This window comes from Ignavibacteriota bacterium (genome assembly GCA_016212665.1).
GTDB lineage: Bacteria > Bacteroidota > Ignavibacteria > UBA10030 > SZUA-254 > FW602-bin19.
The window spans coordinates 15,477-32,378 of the sequence record JACREZ010000026.1; the positions used below are offsets into that span (position 1 = coordinate 15,477).

General features: G+C 40.7%; 17 protein-coding genes. 15 read left to right on the forward strand and 2 right to left on the reverse strand.

What is annotated here, in order from left to right; genetic code table 11:
• Positions 1 to 33: 33 nt before the first annotated feature.
• Positions 34 to 678, reverse strand: a complete 645-nt coding sequence (locus tag HY960_09140) for an outer membrane beta-barrel protein (protein ID MBI5215906.1) — start codon at positions 676 to 678, stop codon at positions 34 to 36.
• 309 nt (positions 679 to 987) lie between these two features.
• On the opposite strand from HY960_09140, the gene HY960_09145 reads away from it, so the two are divergent.
• The 15 genes from HY960_09145 (at position 988) to HY960_09215 (ending at position 14,970) form a co-directional block, all read left to right on the forward strand.
• Complete coding sequence (locus HY960_09145; protein ID MBI5215907.1) at positions 988 to 1,377, forward strand: hypothetical protein; 390 nt, start codon at positions 988 to 990, stop codon at positions 1,375 to 1,377.
• Positions 1,378 to 1,495: 118 nt separating this feature from the next.
• On the forward strand, positions 1,496 to 2,791 hold the full coding sequence (locus HY960_09150; GenBank protein MBI5215908.1) for a TolC family protein: 1,296 nt from the start codon (positions 1,496 to 1,498) through the stop codon (positions 2,789 to 2,791).
• Positions 2,788 to 4,374, forward strand: coding sequence for an efflux RND transporter periplasmic adaptor subunit (locus HY960_09155; protein MBI5215909.1), 1,587 nt, complete (start codon positions 2,788 to 2,790; stop codon positions 4,372 to 4,374). The genes HY960_09150 and HY960_09155 overlap by 4 nt, the downstream gene beginning before the upstream one ends.
• A gap of 11 nt (positions 4,375 to 4,385) precedes the next feature.
• On the forward strand, positions 4,386 to 7,727 hold the full coding sequence (locus HY960_09160) for an efflux RND transporter permease subunit (protein MBI5215910.1): 3,342 nt from the start codon (positions 4,386 to 4,388) through the stop codon (positions 7,725 to 7,727).
• 65 nt (positions 7,728 to 7,792) lie between these two features.
• Entirely contained in the window at positions 7,793 to 8,281 is a 489-nt protein-coding gene (locus tag HY960_09165) for a hypothetical protein (GenBank protein MBI5215911.1), read from the forward strand.
• Between the two features lies 1 nt (position 8,282).
• Entirely contained in the window at positions 8,283 to 8,936 is a 654-nt protein-coding gene (locus HY960_09170; GenBank protein MBI5215912.1) for a class I SAM-dependent methyltransferase, read from the forward strand.
• Positions 8,937 to 8,994: 58 nt separating this feature from the next.
• On the forward strand, positions 8,995 to 9,441 hold the full coding sequence (locus HY960_09175) for a cupredoxin domain-containing protein (GenBank protein ID MBI5215913.1): 447 nt from the start codon (positions 8,995 to 8,997) through the stop codon (positions 9,439 to 9,441).
• Positions 9,442 to 9,701: 260 nt separating this feature from the next.
• Positions 9,702 to 10,496, forward strand: coding sequence for a methyltransferase domain-containing protein (locus HY960_09180; GenBank protein MBI5215914.1), 795 nt, complete (start codon positions 9,702 to 9,704; stop codon positions 10,494 to 10,496).
• Positions 10,493 to 10,855, forward strand: coding sequence for a hypothetical protein (locus HY960_09185; protein ID MBI5215915.1), 363 nt, complete (start codon positions 10,493 to 10,495; stop codon positions 10,853 to 10,855). The genes HY960_09180 and HY960_09185 overlap by 4 nt, the downstream gene beginning before the upstream one ends.
• A gap of 92 nt (positions 10,856 to 10,947) precedes the next feature.
• Positions 10,948 to 11,439 carry a hypothetical protein gene (locus tag HY960_09190; protein MBI5215916.1) on the forward strand — a complete coding sequence of 164 codons (492 nt, stop codon included), beginning with the start codon at positions 10,948 to 10,950 and terminating at the stop codon, positions 11,437 to 11,439.
• Positions 11,440 to 11,482: 43 nt separating this feature from the next.
• Positions 11,483 to 12,220 (forward strand): hypothetical protein, encoded by a 738-nt coding sequence (locus HY960_09195; protein MBI5215917.1) that lies wholly within the window; start codon positions 11,483 to 11,485, stop codon positions 12,218 to 12,220.
• Between the two features lie 71 nt (positions 12,221 to 12,291).
• Positions 12,292 to 12,735 (forward strand): cupredoxin domain-containing protein, encoded by a 444-nt coding sequence (locus tag HY960_09200; GenBank protein ID MBI5215918.1) that lies wholly within the window; start codon positions 12,292 to 12,294, stop codon positions 12,733 to 12,735.
• Positions 12,736 to 12,844: 109 nt separating this feature from the next.
• Positions 12,845 to 13,435: an Ig-like domain-containing protein gene (locus HY960_09205; protein MBI5215919.1), complete on the forward strand. Its 591-nt coding sequence runs from the start codon at positions 12,845 to 12,847 to the stop codon at positions 13,433 to 13,435.
• A 111-nt stretch (positions 13,436 to 13,546) separates the two neighbouring features.
• Positions 13,547 to 14,128, forward strand: coding sequence for a hypothetical protein (locus HY960_09210; protein MBI5215920.1), 582 nt, complete (start codon positions 13,547 to 13,549; stop codon positions 14,126 to 14,128).
• Between the two features lie 71 nt (positions 14,129 to 14,199).
• On the forward strand, positions 14,200 to 14,970 hold the full coding sequence (locus HY960_09215; protein MBI5215921.1) for a hypothetical protein: 771 nt from the start codon (positions 14,200 to 14,202) through the stop codon (positions 14,968 to 14,970).
• 11 nt (positions 14,971 to 14,981) lie between these two features.
• On the opposite strand, the gene HY960_09220 is transcribed toward HY960_09215, so the two are convergent.
• Complete coding sequence (locus HY960_09220; protein MBI5215922.1) at positions 14,982 to 16,889, reverse strand: hypothetical protein; 1,908 nt, start codon at positions 16,887 to 16,889, stop codon at positions 14,982 to 14,984.
• Positions 16,890 to 16,902 lie beyond the last annotated feature (13 nt).

A 16,902-nucleotide genomic window follows, 5' to 3' on the forward strand; every position in this document is an offset into this window, starting at 1 on the left:
TTGCAAGACGCCTTAAGTTACATATCTAAGAAATTAGAAATAAACAGCTGCCGTTAAAGCGCCGGATGAACCGAAACCGAAGCCCATTGTTGAGGGTCTATCAGTTTTAACTGCCGTACCACCAGCAGGTGTATTTTCATCGCTACCTGAACCAATATTCAGCATTAGGTTATATTCACCACCTAAACTGATATTGTCCCAAGCAAACCATTCAAATCCTGCAAAACCACCAACACCAAAACTTGTTGTTGATGAAACATCTTTTTGACCATTTGCAAAACCTGCGTTATCTTGAGTTTTGTTCCAAGCTGAAAATGACGCTTGCGCACCAACATAAGCAACAACCGAACCATTGGTTGCCATATTATATTGAATTCCAGGCATGATTGAAAAACTCATTTCTGTGGTTTTGTCATCTGGACGGTTTTGTGTCGTAGGATCTTTCTTTGTAGTTGTGCTCAAATTAAATCCGAGCGAACCACGAAAAGCCATATCGTCTTGGAAATAGTACTTTGCACCAATTCCATACTGATTGCCATAGTTTCCGACTGCGAGATTGGCTAAACCACTAAACGAAAACAGAAGAGCTTCGTCTCCCATCTTTGTTTTTGGTTCGCCAGCGAAGCCTAAACTTGCGGCAAAAACGACTGTTAATAAAACTAGTGTAACTTTTTTCATTTTGAATAACTCCGATTATGAGTAATTTAGTTAATTATGAATTATGTTATCTTTAAAAATTCTGGGCAAAGTATAATAAAAAAAAAAATATTTGTCAAGTTTTTCTTTAAGCAAGTTACTATATCCCTCTAAATGACAACGTTTTGAAGGAAAAAAAACTCTGTACTAATCGAAAAACCTACAAAATTTCTATTTTTCAGGCATTTCTGAAGTTTTGATTTTCAGAAAAAATAACTTACTTTTTTCCTACGAAAAATGAACATGGAATTTTTTACAAACACATTCGGTTATTAGAGAATGAATTTCAGTTTGAAATATAAAAGGACTGCATTTATTCTTGCTTTGGTTTTCTGCATTTATAATGTCGGAATTCCCGTCGTCATTTCTGCATGTCCGATGATAGCAAATAATAAAGCCAAACTCGCGTGTTGTGCTGATGTTTCATCCGGTGGACTGAAAATAAAAAGTTCGAAAGATACATCGTGCTGTAAATTTGCAATCGTCGCTAAACCGAATAAAACAGAATATCTGAAGGTAAAATTTGATTTTGAATTATCGAACTATTTTTCTTTTAGTTTTTTTCAGGTTCTGATTGATTTCAGTAATTCCAATTCCTTGTATTTTGTTTCATCTTTTACTTCCTCCTCCTCTCCACCTGTGACAGACATTCCCGTCTTCACATCTTCGCTTCTTATTTAACAAAGAAACACTCCTTCAACCCGGTTGAGTTTGTATAACTACAACCGTCCGGCTTTTTCAATCAATTTGAAAAAGCAATCATTTTATTTTTTAACATTTTCATTTAAAAAGGAAAAGTATGAAATACTTTTTTGTAATTTCTCTTTTGTTTTTTTGTTCAGTATTTGCATCGAGTCAAACGGATACCATTGTTATACCCGAATCAAATTTTCTTGACCTGGAATCAATAATCATAGAAGCATTGGTTTCCAATCAGGAAATTCAATCAATGCAATATGATTGGGATATGATTATTGCCAAAGTTCCTCAGTCAGGAACCTTGCCAAATCCGATGCTTGAATATATGCACGATGAATTTCCCGGCATTCGTTTTGGCGAGCAAATGTTTTCCCGAATCAAACTCTCTCAGATGTTTGATTATCCAACTAAACTTTCAACCGAGCGAACGATTGCCGAAATCCAGGCAGAACATTCGCACCATGGACATTTAGAAAAAATAAATAGCATCATTGCAAATGTGAAGTCGGTTTACTTTGAATTGTGGTACGTTCAACAGGCAATATTTTTGATGAACGAAAATATCCGTCTGATGAATCAATTCCTTTCAATTGCGCAAACAAAGTATAGTGTTGGAAACGCTACTCTTCAAGAGGTTTTGAAATCGCAGGTAGAGATAACAAAAATGCAAAACCAACTTATTGATTTGCGCGCTAAAGAACTGAGCATGAAGGCAATGTTGATGGCGTTCCTGAATCGTCAACAGGAAGATACGCTTGGCTATGCTTTCATATCCGAAATTGTTGCATTCGATACAACGCTTGATTCCCTCGAACAGTATGCCCTTTCAAATCGTCCAATGTTGATTCACGATTCGCTCATGATAAGTGAAAATCAAAAAATGTTAAAAATGGCAAAACTTGAATATTACCCCGACTTCAATGTGAGTCTCGAAAAAGTCTATTCACCAATGACACAGTTTGATGGATGGAGTATCTCGGCAGGAATTACTTTGCCGTTCGTTCCTTGGACAATCACAAGGACGGACTCCAAAATCGAAGAGGCGAATCTTGGAATCAAAAAAGCGGAGGCAGGATATTTATCATCGAAAAATATGGTCATCTCATCGGTGAGAGATTTGTACTATCGAATCTCAAGCGGAAGAAGACAAATCAACAATTATGCAACGACGATTATCCCTCAAGCGGAACAATCGTTGCAAGCGAGTCTCACATCGTACCAAAGTTCACAAACAGATTTTCTCATGCTCATCGATGCGTTCAGAACATTAACTGATTTACGCATGGAGTACTTCATGCTTCGAATGCAATTCGAGCAAAACGTTGCCGAACTCGAACGAGTCATCGGCAAGTCATATTACACTGATTCTCAACTCACTCAAGGAAATGGACAATGAAAAAGATTTTTGTCATTAGCTCAATTATTATACTTGGAACACTCGTTCTGTTAGTCTATTCAAATTATTTCTCCTCAGAGAAAAAATCCGACTCAGAAACTCAATCACAGGAGAAAGAATACTACACCTGCCCGATGCACCCGTCCGTAATTTCTGACCGACCGGGCGCTTGCCCCGTTTGTGGAATGGCATTGGTGAAAAAATCAAAAATGCAAGATGCATCCGAAGAAGAAATGAAGAATTTACAGCATGTAAGTCTTTCGGCATCACAGCGAGTAATTGCTAATGTTTCAACAACATCCGTAACACGGCAAGACATCAACAAAGAAATATCTGCAGTCGGAGTTGTTGATTTTGCCGAGCCATTACAAACGACTGTCACTGCCCGTTTCAGAGGACGCATCGAAAAACTCTACGCCAATTTCACAGGCGAAAAAGTTAAACAAGGTCAGCCGCTGTTTGATTTGTACAGCCCGGATTTAGTTTCTGCCCAGCGAGAATTTATTATCGCTTTGAATTCTCTGGGCGATTCGCTTTTCTCCGGCACAAATCAATCTTTGATGCTGAATGCTTCACGGGACAGATTGCGTATCCACTTCGGGATGACGGAACAACAAATCGCTGCCATCGAACAAACACGACAAACACAATCAACGATGACATATTTCTCCCCTATTTCCGGCACAGTTCTTTCGAAAGAAATTCAGGAAGGACAGTATGTTGATGAGGGAATGTCACTGTATAAACTCGCCGACCTCTCGAACGTGTGGATTTACCTTGATGTGTATGAAAAGGATATTCGCTTTATTTTGATAAATCATCCTGTCCAAATCACAACAGAAACATATCCCAACGAAACGTTCAAAGGCAAAGTTACTTTCATTGACCCGGTCATCAACAATGAAACACGAACCGTGCGTGTGCGAACAGAGTTTGACAATCCAAACGGAAAATTGAAACCTCAGATGTATGTAAAGGCACAGATTCATGTTCCTTCGTCGTCAGCGCTTGTTGTTCCTGCAACGGCAGTGTTGTACACAGGAAAACGGAATGTTGTTTGGGTTGAAGTTCAGGAAAATTTCTTCGAGCCGCGTGAAGTTGAACTTGGAATCAGCAGCGGTTCGTACATTGAAGTTCTTTCTGGGCTCAAAGAAGAAGATATCGTGGTTACTTCAGGAGGATATTTGCTTGAATCGGAAAGTCAACTTCAGCAACCTGGTGGCTCTTCAGGCGGACATCAACACGATGGAACGAAAAAAGAGACTGAAGAAGAACAGCAAAAGTCCGGTGACGAACACGAAGGACATCAAATGCAAAGTGATGCAAGAATTATAGTTGATGGAAACTATACTCCAAATATTATCCATGCAAAGCGAGGAAAGAAGTTGACAATCGCATTTGAACGACACGATGAATCGAAATGCACCGACGAAGTCGTGTTTGAAGATTTTAACATTCGGAAAAAACTTCCTTCGCATCAAACCACCCTTATAGAGATTACTCCTCAAGAAGCCGGGGAATTTCGCTTTACCTGCGGCATGGATATGGTCGAAGGCAAACTTATTGTTCACCAAGAAAATTAAAGGATGTTGTTATGATTGAAAGAATAATAGACTACTGCGCACGCAATAAGTTCATCGTCATCTTATTTTATTTGATAATAATTGGCTGGGGAATTTGGGCTGTTGCTAACACGCCTCTTGACGCGATTCCTGATTTATCTGAGAATCAAGTAATCGTTTTTACAGAATGGATGGGACGGTCGCCCAAACTTATTGAAGACCAAGTCACATTTCCACTCGTCACCGCACTTCAAGGCGTTCCGGAAGTGCATGCGATTCGCGCGCAATCCATGTTCGGCATGTCCTTCATCTATATCATATTTGATGAACGAACAGATTTGTATTGGGCAAGAAGTCGCGTGTTAGAAAAACTTTCCACAGTACAATCCGCTTTGCCACCCGGAGCGAAGATGCAACTCGGTCCCGATGGAACAGGAGTTGGCCATGTCTTCTGGTACACGCTTGAAGGCAAACAAGATTTGGGAACACTCCGCGCAATTCAGGATTGGTACGTGAAATTGAATCTGCAAGGAGTTCAGGGCGTTGCAGAAGTTGCAAGCATTGGCGGCTACGTCCGTCAGTATCAGGTTGATGTTGACCCGAATAAGATGAAAGCATATAGCGTCTCGCTCAACGATATTCAAACCGCAGTGATGCGTTCGAATAATGATGTTGGTGGAAAACTTCTTGAAATTTCCGACGCGGAATATTTCGTGCGCGGACAAGGGTACATTCAATCTGTTTGGGATATAGAAAACATTGTGGTTGGAACCGGCTCGAACGGAGTGCCGATTTATATCAGCAACATTGGTACCGTACAAATCGGACCGGATATTCGTCGTGGTTCCATCGAGAAAGATGGAAAAGGACAAGCAGTCGGTGGAATTGTTGTCATGCGGTACGAAGAAAATGCAAAAGCCGTGATAGACAGAATCAAAGAACGCATCAAAGAAATTTCACCCGGACTTCCTGAAGGAGTAGAAATCAAACCGGCATACGACCGGAGTGACCTCATCCTTGCTTCAATCGAAACCTTAAAAAGCGCTCTCATTGAAGAAGCAATTGTTGTTGGTCTTGTCGTTCTCATTTTTCTCCTTCATGTACGAAGTGTCATACGTGTCATCATCGAAATCCCCATTGCCGTTTTGATTGCATTTATTTGCATGAAAATTTTCGGTATCACTTCCAACATCATGTCGCTGGGAGGAATAGCTATTGCCATCGGCGTCATTGTTGATGCCTCCATCGTGCTGGTAGAAAATGCGTACCGGAACGTAGCCCGTGCGCAAGAAGAAAAAGGTGAACTGACGAAACAAGAGTACATTGAAATCTCTATAGTTTCAGCAAAGCAAGTTGGTCCGGCGATTTTCTTCTCCGTTGCAATTATGGTTGTCTCCTTCCTCCCTGTTTTTTTGTTAGAGGGACAAGAAGGAAAATTGTTCCGACCTTTGGCGTTTACAAAAACATTTGTGCTTGCCGGTTCCGCGATTATTGCCATCACACTTGTTCCGATGTTGATGACCATGCTGACGCGCGGGAAATTTCGCAGTGAGAATAAAAATCCAATCACACGTTTTCTCAACTGGATTTATGCACCGGTCATTCATTGGGTACTTAAACATCGCGCGATAACCATTGCGATTAATGTCATTGCGCTTCTGATTACCATTCCAATGATAATCAGCATCGGCTCTGAATTTATGCCGCCGCTTGATGAAGGAAGTTTACTGTTCATGCCTGTCACACTTCCCTCTGCATCAATCACAGAAGTGAATCGCATTCTGCAAGTGCAGGATGCAATTATCAAATCTGTTCCTGAAGTAGAACAGGTGTTAGGGAAAGTCGGAAAAGCGGAAACTTCAACCGACCCCGCGCCTGTCAGCATGATTGAATCCATCATCCTTCTCAAACCAAAATCTGAGTGGCGGGAAGGAATTACCAAGGACGACATTATTGCTGAACTTGATTCCAAACTACAATTCCCCGGCGTTCGAAACGGTTGGACACAGCCAATCATCAATCGCATCAACATGCTTTCGACCGGTGTACGAACTGACCTTGGAATTAAAATCTTCGGGAAAGATTTGGACACACTCGAACGATTAGCAATTCAGGCAGAACAAATTGTGAGAAAAGTCCCCGGCGCGGCTGATTTGTACGCAGAACGAACCCAAGGCGGTTACTTCCTCGACATAAAAATTGACCGGAAAGCAGTTGCCCGCTATGGAATCAATGTCGGTGATGTACAAGATATAATCGAAACTGCAATCGGCGGACAAAATCTCGGTGTCGTCATCGAAGGACGCCAACGTTTTCCCATTCGTGTTCGCTACGAACGTGAATACCGGGACAATATTGAAGCGCTCAAGAATCTCCTCGTTCCTGTCAACACATCTTCATCAGGACAAATGAATTCATCACCGATGCAATCCGCCTCTTCAGGAATGAACGGTGAACAAAATGGAGGAATGAATGGCGGAAAAAATGGAGAAATGGAGAAACGGAGTAATGGAGTATCCAATAATCAATCCGCAATTGGCAATCCGAAATCCGAAATCTCAAATCGAGGGTACATTCCTCTCGCTCAATTAGCAACCATAGAAATCGTCCCCGGTCCTCCGATGATTTCAAGTGAGAATGCACAACTTCGTTCTATCGTGTTTCTCAATGTCCGAGGCCGAGACATGGGAAGTTTCGTCGGTGAAGCAAAGGAAGTTTTGGAAAAAGAACTCAAACTTCCACAAGGATACACACTTCAATGGAGCGGTCAATGGGAAAACCAAATCAGGGCAAAAGCGCGGCTTCAAATCATGATGCCAATTGTGTTCCTCCTTATTTTTGTCATGCTCTATTTCACAACGAAAGATTATCTGGAAGCGTTTGTCGTGATGCTTTCTGTTCCGTTCGCACTCATTGGCGGTGTGTATCTGATATATTTCTTAGGATACAACTTCTCCGTTGCCGTGTGGGTGGGTTTCATCGCTCTCTACGGCCTTGCGGTAGAAACAGGTGTCGTCATGGTGGTCTATCTGCATGAAGCGTTAGACAGAAAACTCATTGCACATCAGCAAGGAAAGCGTGGCGCTATTACGATGCAAGACATCACTGACGCGACGATTGAAGGTTCGGTCATGCGCTTGCGTCCTAAAATTATGACTGTCGGAACGAGTCTCATCGGACTCATCCCGATCATGTGGAGTACCGGGGTCGGCGCAGATGTCATGCAACCGCTCGCCGCTCCGATGATCGGCGGTCTTATTACATCAACAATTCACGTTCTCGTTGTAACACCCATTCTGTTCAGTTTCATGAAAGAACATAATCTGAAGAAAGGTAATCTTGAACTTTCTAAAATGGCAGGATGGATGAAGTAATCAATGCAAAATGAAAAATTCAAAATTAAAAAAATTTCTCACAACCTATTTATCAAGGAAACCCTATGACAACCTTAAAATTATTCCTCGCAATTCTTATCACACTCCTTTTTTCTTTGAGTGTTCTTGTTGCTCAGGGACATGAACATCAAAAAACAACACAGTCTCAGTCACAAACTAAGGAGACATACTCGTGTCCGATGCATCCTGAAGTGAAATCGGATAAACCGGGAAAATGTCCAAAGTGCGGGATGAACCTTGAGAAAGTTGCAACGCAAAAACAAAGTGCAGTCAAAGATAAAGTAAACAAAGCTACATCACTCCTAAAAGAAGCAAAAGATGAATTGATGCAACAAGGAAAATACTCTTGCTGCATTGATGAACCGTGCAACTCTTGTTTGATTGAACATCAAAGTTGCAGTTGTTATAAAAATCTGAAAGAAGGAAAATCTGTTTGCAATGAGTGTTATGCTGGCTGGCAACGAGGTAATGGTACAGATAAAGAGATAAAGCCCTCAAATATCAAAACAAGCTACAAGAAGCACGGCTACTAAGATGAAGCAACAGAGTCATTACATTCCAGCATTGAAATTCCATTGGCTCACGCCGTTGTTTGATCCTTTGATGAATATTGCTATGCGTGAGATAACGTTCAAGCGCCAGCTTATAGAACAAGCTGCGATGCAGCCAACTCATCGCGTCCTTGACCTTGGATGCGGAACTGCCACCTTATCGATCCTTCTTAAGAAAGTTCATCCAGATATAGAGGTTGTTGGATTAGATGCGGATAGAAATGTTCTCAGCATTGCTAAGAGCAAAATTGCCAATGCTGGATTGAACGTCGATCTCGTGGAAGGAACAAGCGATGCTATCCCTTATCCAGTACATTACTTTGACCGTGTGCTTTCTAGTCTTTTCTTTCACCATCTGATTCGAGAAGAAAAAATTCGAGCATTGGCAGAGATATTTCGTGTTCTAAAACCTGGTGGAGAATTACATGTTGCTGACTGGGGAAAAGCATCAAATGCTCTTTTCCGAATCGCCTTCTTTCCTGTTCAAGTCCTTGATGGCTATCAAAATACGCAGGACAATGTGAAAGGTTTATTACCACAATTCTTTGTTCAAGCCGGGTTTACTGATGTTCAGGAAGTCAACAGTTATATGACAGTATTCGGAACACTTTCATTGTATAAAGCTATTAAATCATGATATGGCAAATTTAAGACAAATAACCAATAAACTAATAACATATGCAAGGAATAACACAATGAAAACATACTCCATATTCCTCATCACCGTTACTCTGTTCTTCATTGTTACGGTTGCAAATTCTCAATGCGGTATGATGGGCGGCGGAAGTTCACATAAACATGGACAAAGCCAATCTTCTTCGCACGAAGAACACAAAGCAACAGTTTCATCAAAAGGGTACACCTTCATCAATGATGATGGCATCCAAGAAGCAACCATCGTCATCAAAAATGGGTACCAACCAAGCACGCTTGTTGTGAAGAAAAACATTCCCTTGAAACTGAACTTCGATATGCAGGAAGAAACCTGCACAGACACGGTTGTGCTCAAGAACGTTCACATCAAGCAGGGACTTGAGCCGTACGAACTTACTTCTATAGAATTCACACCATCGGTGTCAGGTTCGTTTACGTTCAGTTGTCCAATGAATATGATCGAAGGATTGCTTGTAGTAAAAGAATAAAGTAACACAACTCATCACCATACTATCAACGTATTTTGCTCTTATAAAATCATGGAACTATCAAGAAAGACCGGCTTATGACAAAAGATTTCCTTGAATTTCTGTTTTGTCCTTCTTGTAACCAACAGTTTTCAATAAAAAAGGTTGTTGAGGTTAACTCGAAGGAAATATTGTACGGAATTATTCAATGTCATTGTTCAAACTATCCAATAGTTGATGGAATTCTTCTGTTCAAAAGGGATACACACACACAGACCATAATGAATAAAATTGAAGAGAAAAAACTTTGGAAAGCGCTGCAATATAGTTTCGACTACAAACCAGACTTGAATAAGTTACTTCTTGCAACAGCCGCAAAAACAAGTACCGGTTATAGATTCATTGGTTACTTATTATGCTTAGTTACTTTCTCGAAGTCGCGGATAAATTTCCCACTCTATAAGTTACTCGATATTGCTTCTAAATTGAGAATACAAGTATTTTGGACAACGTATCTAAAGCACCGTTTCAGTGCGACAAGTTACTGGACAACACTCCCATTGCTAAATATTATTAAACCTAACACGGGGATTGTCCTTGATATTGGTTGTGGGATGGGAATATTTTCGTATGTAATAAGTAAGCGCATCTCGGAAAATTCGATTATCTGTCAAAATCTGGAGTTCGCCGGATTGTATCTTGCAAAAAAATATTTCGTCCCTAATGCAAACTTCATCTGTTCAGATGCCGGTACTGAGTTTCCATTTTCAAATGAAATGCTTGACGTTGTTTTCAGTTGCGATGCAATTCAGTATGTCTCGAACAAAGAGATTTTATGTTCAGAAATTGCAAGAATGTTGAACAAGAACGGTATTGCAATTCTTGCCCATAATCATAATCCACTTTATCGGGATTATGCCTCTCAGAATTTTCGTGGTGATTTTTTCCATCCCAAGGAGATCGAAAACATATTAAAAAAATGTGATATGCGGGCAGAACTTATAGATGAGCATGTTATGTATGATAATTTATTTTCAGGTGTCTATATCACCAAAAATACAGAGGAACAATTATGATTTCTTCAAATAAATATTCTGAGTACACTATAATGGGTACAAAATTTTCACAGCCAGAGGAAATTCAAATGAAACATCAACTTCCATGTGACCTTCTTGCTTCTGGTACAAATGGGAAACTCATCGTTAACCCTGTTTATCGTTACCTCTCAAAATCAAAGGAAGGTATTCATTATTGGAGACGAAGAGAACACGATAAATGGGAATTAGAAAATCTCCTCATGATGAAAGCGATGCCCCTGGAAATTGTGCTGCCCTGGAATATTATCCGTGCTGTTCAAGAGAATCTTATTTCTCCAGAGATGGATGCTTACTTAAAGCAAGGAGTAATTATTGAAGTTCCTTTAAATTTTGTCTAATAATTTGGTGCAGCCTGGTTATACAAAAAGTAATAAAACATATTTTACAATTCATTAATTCAAATATTCAATCACTATCATTGGAGATTTCCATGAAACGCTCTATTTTAATTCTCTCAATTCTTATTACGCTTTTTCTTTCTGTAAGTGTTCTTGTTGCACAAGGATATGACAACCATCAGAAAGAAAAGCAATCACAATCAATGACAAAAGAAACATACACGTGTCCGATGCATCCTGAAGTGAAATCGGATAAACCGGGGAAATGTCCAAAGTGCGGGATGAACCTTGAGAAAGTTAAAGCATCGAAGCAAAACTCAGCCAAAGATAAAGTGGACAAGGCGACTTCACTCTTAAAAGAAGCAAAAGACGAATTGATGCAACAAGGAAAATACTCTTGCTGCATTGATGAACCATGCAACTCTTGTTTGATTGAACATGAAAGTTGCAGTTGCTATAAAAATCTTAAAGAAGGCAAAGCCGTCTGTAACGAATGCTATGGCGGTTGGCAGCGTGGCGATGGCGTAGATAAAAACATCAAACCCGCCGATGTGAAAACGTCGTACAAAAAGCATAAACATTGAAGTCTCATCAATTTAAGTTTCTTACAACAATTATGAGTTTACTATGAAATTCTACAAGCAAATATTTTTTTCTATTTCTCTGCAAGCCGTGGCACTCTTGCTTTTCGTTAATGGTGTGTCAGCGCAGGATGATTCCCATCGTCCTGAATTGCCCCACCCTATGAACGCAACGATGGGGATACTTGACCCTGTAGGTAGTTTCAACGCACGCGCCAATATGTTCCGTCAGCAAAATAGAGACGGCAATTCTGAAATTGATATCAGTGGTCATTTTAGTTATGGATTGTCGGATGTCGGCGGACTCCATCTCCGAAGCCTTGGAATTCGCACGACGCCACTCACGGAACTCATTGGCATGTTGAGTCTTTGGCAAGATGAATCAAAACTTCAAGGAATTTCGTTCATCGGCATTTTGGGCATTCCCACGGGTAAGAAAAATGGAGATGAACATCATGGGCTTTCTTACTTAGCGGGATTGTCAGGTCGTGTCACCGTGAGCGATTTCATCAACAATGATATTATCCTCCACTATGATTTAACAGCCAAACATTATATCGCTGAAAGCGGGACTGTGGTTCGGCTATCTCCCAACATCTTCGGTCTCCTTGATACAAAAATAACAATCGGGAATACTGTACAGCCCGAAGTTCTTTTCATGCCATCGGTAAAAGTCAGAATATTTTCCGGAGGATTCGTTGGCGTTGGGTACAATACTCCAATAACGACATACTCGACGTTTAACAACCAATTGTTCATACAATTCGAGGTTGGTAGTCATTGAAAAGAAATCAAAATATCCATTTGTGAACACTAATAAATAACTAACCATAAAAACTATCGGAAGATACAACCATGAAATATTTCCCAATCATCATTCTCATTGTTCTTTTTATGGGTAACACCTTTGCAGTCGCTCAATGCGGTATGCATAGCTCCGGAAGTCATCAACAGAAAAAGACTTCTTCACACGAGCAACATTCGAATCAACAACAGTCACTGTCTTCGAAAGGATTTGCGTTCATCAATGATGATGGAATTCAAGAAGCGACGATCGTCATTAAGGATGGTTATCAGCCAAGTACGCTTGTCGTCAAGAAAAACATTCCCTTGAGATTGAACTTTGACTTACAAGAAGAAAGTTGTACGGGAACAGTTGTCTTTAAGGATTTCCACATCAAACAGGTATTGGAACCGTACGAACTCACTTCAGTCGAGTTCACTCCGGCGGCATCAGGTTCATTTACCTTCGCCTGTCCGATGAACATGATTGAAGGTGTGTTGGTCGTGAAAGAATAATCCACGCTTCAACTAGCATATAGAAAGGAAAACGATATGATTCATTCACTGTTTGTTCTTTTTGAAATATCTCTAATTCACAAATATCAAAATTAAGGAAAGAAACATAATGAAACTCAATTTTTTAATCCTCGCTTTGATAGTTGTAATGATTCTCGTTGGTTGTTCCAACGATGATTCGATGACAACTATGAATAATCAACCAATTAGTTCTTTGACGATTGCACCGACCGACGGTGCAACAAATGTCCGGCTTGATGAATCAATTACGTTCACATTTATCAAACCGGTTGATAAAAAAACGACCGAACGAAATATTCATCTCGTCAGTCAATTTGCTATGGCAGATTCGCTTTGTCCTGTCAATAACATGATGGCACATGGTGATATGAACATGGCAATGATGGACTCGATGAAAATGAATCATCTTATGAATCAACATAATTCTCTGGGAAGATTTACATGGAATGGAGATAGCACGCAATGCACATTCACTCCCGACTCGATGATGATGCCGAATATGCAATACATGATTCACATGGGACAGGAGATGATGCAGATGATGCAAAGTCGAATGGGAAACATGGGAATGATGAACAACCACGGCACGGGAATGACGAGTAACGACATGATGTATCACTTCCGCACGATGGATACAACACAAGCCGATGGTGGCCACGATAGCCATCATGGAAAATAAATAATTTGATAGGCGCTCTGGTTCAGGGTTGTTTTCGCGGCACGTTGCGGCTCGAATCAGCGGCGCCTATCAACTAATTCTCACAACTGAAAACTATTACAAGGAAACATTATGAAAACCATTTTATTATTAATAACAGCAGTTTTATTTTCCGGCTGTATGCACACGATGATGATGGGCAGTCACGGAGAATCTCAATCAAAGACAATGATTGTCTTGGAGAAAGAAGTTACTGTTGGAACCATCAAGGCAATTGCAACCATCCCTCCTTTTGAAATGGAAAAGGAAGTTGTAGTTTCGGTAAAATTATTTGATACAGAAACTTCTTCACCATTGTCGAATGCTGAAGTTGTCTGTCATTTCACGCCGAAAGGAAAAGAGGATTCCGAAAGTCATCAACACGAAGGGAATGAATACATCGCAACAGAAAAAGAACGCGGGATGTACGCCATTTCGTTCACCCCTTCTCATGCAGATGAATATTCAATCCACATTCAAGTGCGAAGTATTCAAGGTCGGACGCCGCAGCAACCAATTACTATCGAAACTACACGCGAAGTCACAGGCGGCGCGCATGATAATCATTCTGGCGGAATGCACGGTTCAGGAAGTTCTTCACCAATGTATATCATCGGCGGCGTTGTTATGGTAACAATGATGGTCGGAATGTTTGCATTGCGCGGAATGTTTTGAGTTCTGTTCAGAACTTGCAAATGAACTTCCGTTCACCTATGTTTATGCACAATTTTATCAAAGGTTCTTTTATGAAACACACGTTCTTATTTTTTCTCCTGACAATCTTTCTGTGCCTTGAATTCGCGGTCGCTCACGATGCATGGCTTTCAGCAAAGTTAGATTCGACGAAAACGAAAATCCTTGTTCTCCCGCTTGTCGGAGAACATTTTCCGAAAGGTGACGCAATTAAAGACCATACACGGTTTTTACAACCAAGCGCGTATCTTTTTGAAATGAAAACACTTCCTCTCGTTAGCGACCGTTCCGACTCAACAATTCTCGGTATCGTTCCGGTTGTTTCGTCATGCATTGCAAGTGCAAGTATAAAACAGCGGGAGGTTACCTATGACGAAAAGATTGCTTTTGAATATATCACAGAAGAAATCGGGCTGTCAAAAGAAGAAGCGACGAAATTTATTACACCCGGAGTTAAAGAATTTTCAGAAGCATACAGCCGGCATTTGAAATCAATCATCACGACCGGAGATAACGAACCAAAAGATACAGTTGTCGGATTACCGATTGAGTTAGTTCTTCTTTCGTGGAAGAAGACAAAAAATCAGGCAAGCGTTCAAGTACAACTTCTTGAAAACGGAAAGTCTGTTCCTCACACAGCGGTCCGAATCTTATCGAATGGAAAAACCACAATAGCAAAGTCGGACACTTCAGGAACAATTCAGGCAACGATTGATGGCGAAGCGCCTGCTTTATTCGGATACATCCAATTGAAGAAACTAAGTGACAATAAACTCCAATCCGTCTGGACAAATTTGTCTATCATCAGATTGAAAAATCATTGACTTGTAAACCATTAATACATCCTTTCCCAATGCCAACTTGAGAAATTTGTGAGAACTCGCGCTGAGCCGTTTAATCCATCTCCAATAACGGTAAAATTTCCGTTATTCAATCTAAGTATCCGGTTTGTGCTCATACTTTTGTTGAGTGAATAATTTTCGGTGATGAATAAATTACGTCCAATTGCTTTCATGCTCAGTACATCTCCCGAAAGACCGTTGCCGAATGTATTCCAGGAATTATTCGTCCAGAAGGCAATCTTACTCATAAGTGAATCACCGGATTTTGTGAATGAACCACCGGCAAAAATCAGACCATCAGCATCCCGTTCAAGCGAGTACACTGTATTGTTAAATCCTGATGAGAGCCATTCGTAGAGAGAATTATTCCAGAGTGCAATCCGGTTCACGTTCGTTGTTCCGCTCTGTGTAAAATCACCACCGACAATGAGAGAACTGAATGAAGTGGAAAGTGCAAATACCTGCCCGTTTACTCCGTTACCTACTGAACTCCACTGCGTTCCATCCCATCGAGCGATATTTAACACAGTGTCACTTCCGGAGAGCGAAAAACTTCCGCCTGCATATAAATCGCCTTGGTGAACCTTCAAAATGTTGACTGTACCATTCATTCCATTTCCAACCGTACTCCAACTACTTCCATTCCATCGCGCAATGTTGGAGACAGATACTCCGCCTGCGCTTGTAAAACTTCCACCAGCGTACAACTCATTTGAAAAATTTGCCAGTGATTTCACCACGCCATTCAAACCGTTCCCGACCGCACTCCATTTCATACCATCCCAAGATGCAATCCTGTTTACAGCAACATCCCCCGCACTTGTGAACATCCCACCGACAAATAACTTTCCTTGAAATTCCGCCATCGAATAAACCGCGCCGTTCATCCCGCTTGATAATGGAAGCCAGTTCACGTCATCCCACTCCGCTATCTTACTGAACTCGGAACTTCCAATGACTGTAAAATCACCTCCGGCATAAAGTGAACTACGGAAGAATATTCTTACTTGATTAGAATACCCACTTGTATCGGTGTTTGTAAACGTTCGAACACGGAAGAAATAATTCTCCGTTCGTTCGAATGGAGTCGAGATTGTCGTCGTCGTTACGTTCGCGCTCAACGTACGAAGAAGTGAAAAATTGGTGCCATTCTGACTCATCTCCACTTGATACCCGGTTTCATAATTATTTTTATCAATCCATTGTAACCGAACTGTAGAATCGGAAAGTTGAGTAACTAATAAATTTCCAGGGGGGAGAAGTTCTAATGTTGCAATCAGGACATTCGAAAATTTACTCACAAGAGAATCTGTAATTGCCCGAACGCGGAAATAATATGGTTTGAACGGAACATACGATTGCCGGACAGTTAACGATGTTATGTTGGATTCCACAGTATCAATCGGAGAAAACGAAAAACCGTTCTCACTCATCTGCACTTCAAATCCGGTTTCGATAGAACTATTATCATTCCACTTTATCGTCAATGAAAAATTATCCATCGCAGTCACGCGTAAATTGGTCGGTGTGAATTTGAGGATTCGGACAGTAACGGTTTTTGATGTGCCGTACTTCCGGTCGTAATCATATACCTTAGCCGAAATTGTGTGGAAACTGCTATCGGCAAATGCGCTGACATCCCATTTGTACCGATAAGGAGGTGTAAGAATTGTTTTCGCGGAATCGGTAAGTCCATTGATGTAAAACTCAACCTTCGCGACTTGCTTATCATCGGTTGCAGCAGCTTCGATGATGACAGAATCTATAACAGCCGAACTATCAAGCGGATAAATAATTGTCACTTCGGGTCTGCCAACTCTCGGGTCATCAGACTCTTCATCGCAAGAAGAAAAAAAGAACAACGATGAAATGATAAGCAGATATGAAATTGTCTTACACATGGAAATACCTATA